The sequence below is a fragment of the Nitrospiria bacterium genome (genome assembly GCA_035498035.1).
Classification (GTDB): domain Bacteria; phylum Nitrospirota; class Nitrospiria; order JACQBZ01; family JACQBZ01; genus JACQBZ01.
In genome coordinates this window covers 1-5,810 of record DATKAN010000057.1, presented here as the reverse complement: position 1 = coordinate 5,810, position 5,810 = coordinate 1, and the positions used below count along the sequence as shown (strand labels likewise).

General features: G+C 60.8%; 7 protein-coding genes. All 7 read right to left on the bottom strand.

Annotated features, from left to right (window positions below; all coding sequences use genetic code 11):
* Positions 1-317: 317 nt before the first annotated feature.
* Positions 318-953 carry a hypothetical protein gene (locus VMN77_11150; protein ID HTN44340.1) on the bottom strand — a complete coding sequence of 212 codons (636 nt, stop codon included), beginning with the start codon at positions 951-953 and terminating at the stop codon, positions 318-320.
* 16 nt (positions 954-969) lie between these two features.
* A complete protein-coding gene (locus VMN77_11145) occupies positions 970-2,655 on the bottom strand; it encodes a S8 family serine peptidase (protein ID HTN44339.1) in 1,686 nt (561 codons plus the stop codon).
* A 10-nt stretch (positions 2,656-2,665) separates the two neighbouring features.
* Positions 2,666-2,953 carry a hypothetical protein gene (locus tag VMN77_11140; GenBank protein HTN44338.1) on the bottom strand — a complete coding sequence of 96 codons (288 nt, stop codon included), beginning with the start codon at positions 2,951-2,953 and terminating at the stop codon, positions 2,666-2,668.
* A 94-nt stretch (positions 2,954-3,047) separates the two neighbouring features.
* Complete coding sequence (locus tag VMN77_11135; GenBank protein ID HTN44337.1) at positions 3,048-3,266, bottom strand: hypothetical protein; 219 nt, start codon at positions 3,264-3,266, stop codon at positions 3,048-3,050.
* Between the two features lie 248 nt (positions 3,267-3,514).
* Positions 3,515-4,150 carry a peroxiredoxin gene (locus VMN77_11130; protein ID HTN44336.1) on the bottom strand — a complete coding sequence of 212 codons (636 nt, stop codon included), beginning with the start codon at positions 4,148-4,150 and terminating at the stop codon, positions 3,515-3,517.
* 140 nt (positions 4,151-4,290) lie between these two features.
* Complete coding sequence (locus tag VMN77_11125) at positions 4,291-4,863, bottom strand: DedA family protein (protein HTN44335.1); 573 nt, start codon at positions 4,861-4,863, stop codon at positions 4,291-4,293.
* A 19-nt stretch (positions 4,864-4,882) separates the two neighbouring features.
* On the bottom strand, positions 4,883-5,503 hold the full coding sequence (locus tag VMN77_11120; protein HTN44334.1) for a cytochrome c: 621 nt from the start codon (positions 5,501-5,503) through the stop codon (positions 4,883-4,885).
* Positions 5,504-5,810 lie beyond the last annotated feature (307 nt).

Sequence of the window (5,810 nt, the reverse complement as noted above, 5' to 3'; positions counted from 1 at the left end):
TCAAAGCTCCGCCCCGGCGGCCGTCTCGTCACGGGCGGGATCCTGGCCGAGTTCCGTCCCGACGTCGAGGCCGCGTTAAGGCAGGAAGGCTTCGAGGTCATCGAAGCGCTCCAGGAAGAAGACTGGGTCTCCCTCGTCGCGTGCGTTGGGGCTTCCTGACACTAGCAGGGTGTTGAAAAACGCGTTTAGCGGGCAGGCCGGTCAAAAAGTTCCAGATGCAAGGCCGCAGGCTCCGAGGGAACCGGAGCGTACTGAGGTGGTGCGTGAGGATTCCCGAGGGACCGAGAACGCCGCAGATGGACTTTTTCAACGGCCTGCTAGCGGGTGACGGCTTCCTGCCACCAGACCGGAGAGGCCCCGCGCACTTCCCCGGACCGGTAGAGCGCGTTGGCCGTCTCGAGCGCCTCCAGTCCCGGCCCGGTCTTCAAGACGTAAACATTCGGCCCGATCTCCAGCTTTTGTACGATTTCCAAACGATGCGAGTCCGCCCAGCTCTTGACGGCCGTCTGATCCCAGGCCGGGTTCAGGTAGACGATGACGCCGCCGGGCAGGGCCCGCTTCCGCCCCGAATCGATCGGCGAATCGTGCAGCACCGGAGAGTAGCGGCCGCCCGGATGGAGAATCTTCATCCGCTTGGCGGCCTCCTTCGAGTCGACGCCGCCGGGCAGTCTCCAGAGACGCACCCCCGCCTGTCGGCTCTCGAGCTCCTCCGCGTCGGGATAGGCCTTCTTGAAGGGACCGGCCGCGGACCGGTCGGGAACGAACTCGGCGGTCAGATCCGGACTTAACCAAACCTTTCTTTCGATATTCCCGTCGTACCACACGAAGGATTGCCGGAGCGGGGCGGAACCCCCTGCGGGCTTTTTGAGCTCCATCGCCGATACGGCATGAAGGTCGGACCCAAGGAGACCGAGAACCGTCACCAGGGAAAAAACAATGATCCTGATCTTCATCGCTCCCTCATCGCGTCTAACTTCCATAAAATTTCAGCATCCAGGATTTAAAGTGTCCTTTGTCTCCCCCTGCAAGATCCTTGACCGTCAAGGTCCAGTTCCCGTCCGCCGCCTCGCCCAGATGCCGCGCGCTGCCGAATACCCATCGGTTATACGAAGGCGTGCACTGAACAATGTTTTGTTGGCTGTCCAAACAGATGTGCCTCTCGGCCAGTATGCTCTGGGTGCCGGTGTCTACGTGAGTGAGCGTGGCCTGGAGATCGCCGAAATAGGTATGGTCGTTCGCGCTGAACGTGATTTCGACAAACTCGATGCTGTTGATGCCGCTCCCGTTGACCGTGATGGTGTTGCTGACACCCGTCGTGGTGCCCGGATTGCAGCTCTGCGTCGGACAATCCGGAATCGCGAGGTTGGGCGATGACAGCGCCGTCGCAAAGGTCACCTCCGGACCCACATTCGTCCAAGTCTGAGCGGCGGTGACGGCCGCCTGAGCGTCGACCACCCCGAACCCAAAGTTGTGGTTGATGTTGTACCCCGCGCCGTTCGTCGTCCAGTCGGAATCAGCGGGATCGTTTTTGCGCGCGGTCTGCGCCAGGATCAGCCGGACGTCCCTCCAACCCAGATTGGGATTGGCCTGAAGCATCAACGCAATCGTTCCGGAGACGAGCGGGGTGGCGGCGGAGGTTCCATTGAAACACTTGGTGTAATTGCCGTCCGGGTAATCCACGTTGCCGAATTCGATATTATTTCCGTTGTCATTGAATCCCGCGGACCCGCTCCGGTCGGTGGTGGTGATCGCATGCGTGTCGCAAAACTCGCCGCCGGGCGCGCTGACCCACAGATTGGCCCCGCGCTCCGAGTAAGACGATTTGACCCCTTGATCGTTGACGGCCCCCACCGCGATCACCCCGCGGGAATTGGCCTGCCCGTCGTAGTTGGAATTGTCCACGCAACCGACGGAGGGACATGCTCCCGTGTCCCCGTTGCCGGCCGCCCAGGTATAGATAGCGCCCAGCCCTCCGCGACCCGCGGCGAGCCCGGTTTCGACGGCGTTCCGCCACGTGGCGTTGGACGGGTAGAGGAAACCGGTATAGTCCGGCGCGCCCCAGCTGTTGCTGAAGATCGCGACCGACGAGATGTACCGTATCATGGCGTCGGCCTCATTTTGCGTCGTCAAATTCTGAAGGACATTGTAGCCGACCAGATAGGCATGGGGGGCCGCCCCGCGAACGCCGAGATCGTTCAGATCGCGCGCGGCCGCCAGACCGGCAACGGACGTGCCGTGCGAGTAATCGCCGGAATCCGGGTTCGCGTCCCGGTCGATGTAATCGTAACTGCATCCGTCTACGACGTTGTCTGCCAGATCTTCATGGGCAATCTCAAGACCGTCGTCCACGACGGCGATGCGCAGGCCGTCGCCCTTATAGTTGGCCCAGACCGGCTCCACATTGATATCTTCTCCCGGCGTACCGCCCGCCTGGCCGGTATTCTTTAGATGCCATTGATCGGCATAAAGAGGATCGCTTATCGAGTCCGGTCCCGGATTCGGCAACGTTCCGATGCAGGTTGAAGGCGGCGCGACAAAGGCCGCCACTCCCCCTCCGCTCCCCCCTCCTCCGCCACCGCCGCCGCAGGAGAGAAGAACGGTCAGCAAAAAGAAACTGGAGATTCGATGAAATCGAAATGGAATCCGGGAGGTCATATCCTTCTTCTCAGGGCGTCTCGGTCACCTGGGTCCGCCGCTCCTTCCCCCCGCCGCCGTAGACCATGAAGACCTTTTTCCCCTGCCGGACGTGGTAGACCGCCCAGGCGGGCGATTTTCCGTCGTAGGAGGCGTCGGGATCCTCGCCGGAGGCTTTAAGATGATCGGGATAGGTGATCCCCGCGTCGATCACCTCGGCCAGCAGGCATTCGGTCGCGAAGCCTTTTCCGGTCAAGGCGATCTTCATCAGGAGTTGATTGATCTTTTCCGGATCGTTCATTTCGATCGGTTCGGGCATTGATCCTCACAATGGGGAATTTTCAATTTCCATAGGAGCAGGAAGGGCTCCCGCCGAACCATGGCGGCGGTGATCACCGAACATCGGAACATGCTCACATGATCTTCTTCAGCTCGGCCTCGATCACGGAGACCCATTGCTCGATCGGCGCCCCGGCGTCCACGATGATCTCGTATTTCCCGTTCGGCAGCTTCCGGACCTTTCCCGGCGACTCCGGGCCGAGCGGGATCTCGATCCATTCGCGGTTGATCCCCAAACGGTCCGTCACCTCGAAGATGGCATTGATCTCCTTCATTCCGACGACTTTGAGCATTATTTTGTCCTTGCACATGTAGGGGCAACCCCCTGTGGTTGCCCATTCTCAGGGCAGGCACGGGGACCTGCCCCTACCTTCAATCATTAACCTGTTCGTAGGGGCGAGGCATGCCTCGCCCCTACCGTAACGACAACGCAGAGCCATCACGATATCATCCCCGGACGCGGGTTGTCAAAGAATGGGATGCGACTGGCCAATTTGGGATAATCGCGGGGACGGCCGGAACCGGCCGCCCCCGCAGGTCATTACAGGTTGGGCTGAGGCGTGGTCCGAAGGTAGGGCTTGACGACCTTGTACCCTTTCGGAAACTTGGCCGGGATCTCCTCGTCCTTGACGGACGTGGCGATGATGCAGTCCTGCCCCGGCTTCCAGTCGGCCGGCGTCGCAACGCTGAACTTCGCCGTCAGCTGCAACGATTCGACCACCCGGAAGATCTCGTCGAAGTTCCGTCCCGTCGCGGCCGGGTAGGTCAGGGTCAGCTTGAGTTTCTTGTCCGGCCCGATGATGAAGACCGATCGGACGGTCATGTTATCGATCGCGTTGGGATGGATCATGTCATACAGCACGGCGACTTTCCGCTCGGGATCGCCGATGATCGGATAGTCGACGACGCAGTGCTGGGTTTCCTCGATGTCCTTGATCCATTTCTCGTGGTCCACCACGTTGTCGACGCTCAGTGCGACGACCTTGACGCCCTTCTGGGCGAATTTGTTTTTCAGCTTGGCCACCGCCCCCAGTTCGGTGGTGCAGACCGGCGTAAAATCTTTCGGGTGGGAAAAGAAAATCACCCAGTTGTCCCCGATGAACTCATGAAACCGGATCGTTCCCTGCGTGGATTCCGCCGTGAAATCCGGAACGATATCTCCCAATCGTACTGCCATGGCGCCCTCCTTTGATTGTCATCCTCCGTGAATTCCGGGTTTTTGATACATCAAGAGTAGACTTTTATTTATAATCCCATTCCTTGTCCTGGTCAAGAACAAATTGACCGATGAAAGATTCCCAGGGATATCCCGAACCCTCATCCGTTTTTGGCCCGTTTGAAATTGTCGGGTTTGAGGTGGGGAAAGATCCAGATCACCGCCGCAATCGTCAGGACGATCCACATCCATTGGCCCCAGCCGTGGAAGAACCGGACGATGCCCTCCCCGATGAAAAATCCGAGCGACTCCACGACCGCGGCCCAGACCGTGCAGTTCAGGGCCTCATAAAAAAGGAAGCGGCCCAGGGAGAGGCGGGTCAGGCCGAAGGCGATCGCCCCGATGATGCGCGCCCCGTAAAGATACTGGAGGATTAGAATGGCCGTTCCGGGGTGGCGCCGGATCACCTGATCCGCCTGGTCCACCCGTTCCTGCAAGGGTTTGAATCGCGGGAACAGGTACCGGGTGCCGAACCGCCGCCCGACCCAGAACCAGAAGAGGTGGCCCGTCCAGGCCCCGAGTGCGGCGCTGGCCCATACGCTGACGGGATGGAGCAGCCCGCTTTCGGCCAGGATCCCCGCCCCCAACAGGACCCCCTCGCCCTCGAGGAAGGTCCCGATGAACACGGCGAGGAGGCCGTACTTCGGAAGCAGGTTCGTGAGGATCGGGGTCATCGTCGCGCCTCGACCCGCCCTATTTGGTTTCCTGACGGGCGTGCCCTTTCAGATAATCCGAGATCTCGTTCCTCTCCGTGTCGTTGATAGCCGGTTTTCCCATCACCTTCATGTTCCGCCGCATCCGCTCCACCACCGCGGGCCATTCCATGGCCGTGTGAAGACCCGGGTCCGGAAGGGCGTGGCACCTCACGCAGACTGTCTTGAAGCGTTCGGCGCCGGGTGATCCCGGGTCCGGAACGGAGGGACCGGAGAAGGTTCGCAGCGCGTGCTGCTGAAGGTATTGGAACAGCGCCTCCCGTTCCTCCGCGGTCGGCCGGCGGATTTTCATCATCCCGTGAGGGCGCGTATGTCCGGACATGTACCCGTCCATCCGGTTGACCACCTCGCGCCACTCCTCCGCGCTGTGGGTCGCCGGACTGGGAAGGTTGTGGCACTGCGCGCAGTAGCGGACCGTCAGGTCGGCCCCTTCGCTTTTGGGATCCGGGAGCTGCTCCGGAAGCAACTCGGGAAGTTGGGCCCCGCCGCCGCGCATCATTCCCCCCATGCCGCCCTTGTGCATCATGCCGCCCTGTGCCGCCGCGTCCGTTGCGATCATAGCCGCCAGAAACAATCCGAACAATAAGATGAAGCCTCTCATACCTGACCCACCCCTTTATAGACGCTCAACACTATCACTCCCTCCCGCGGGTTGTCAAAAGTCATCCCGTAATCGGGCGGGCTAGCCGAGTTGGGGTACCTGAACCAATTGTCGCCGTTTGGCGCTGAGGCCGGGCGGCGATTCGGCTTGCGTTTGGGGATACCCGGCTTGGCGAAGACCGCGGCCCGTCAGGGTCAATTTTCCGCAGAGCTCCTTCGGAAAATTGAGCGGACGAGCCTTAGCCGGGTCAAACGAAAGCCGCTGAAGCCGCGGGGCTCAGTGCCAAATGGCGCCCATGATTGATTTA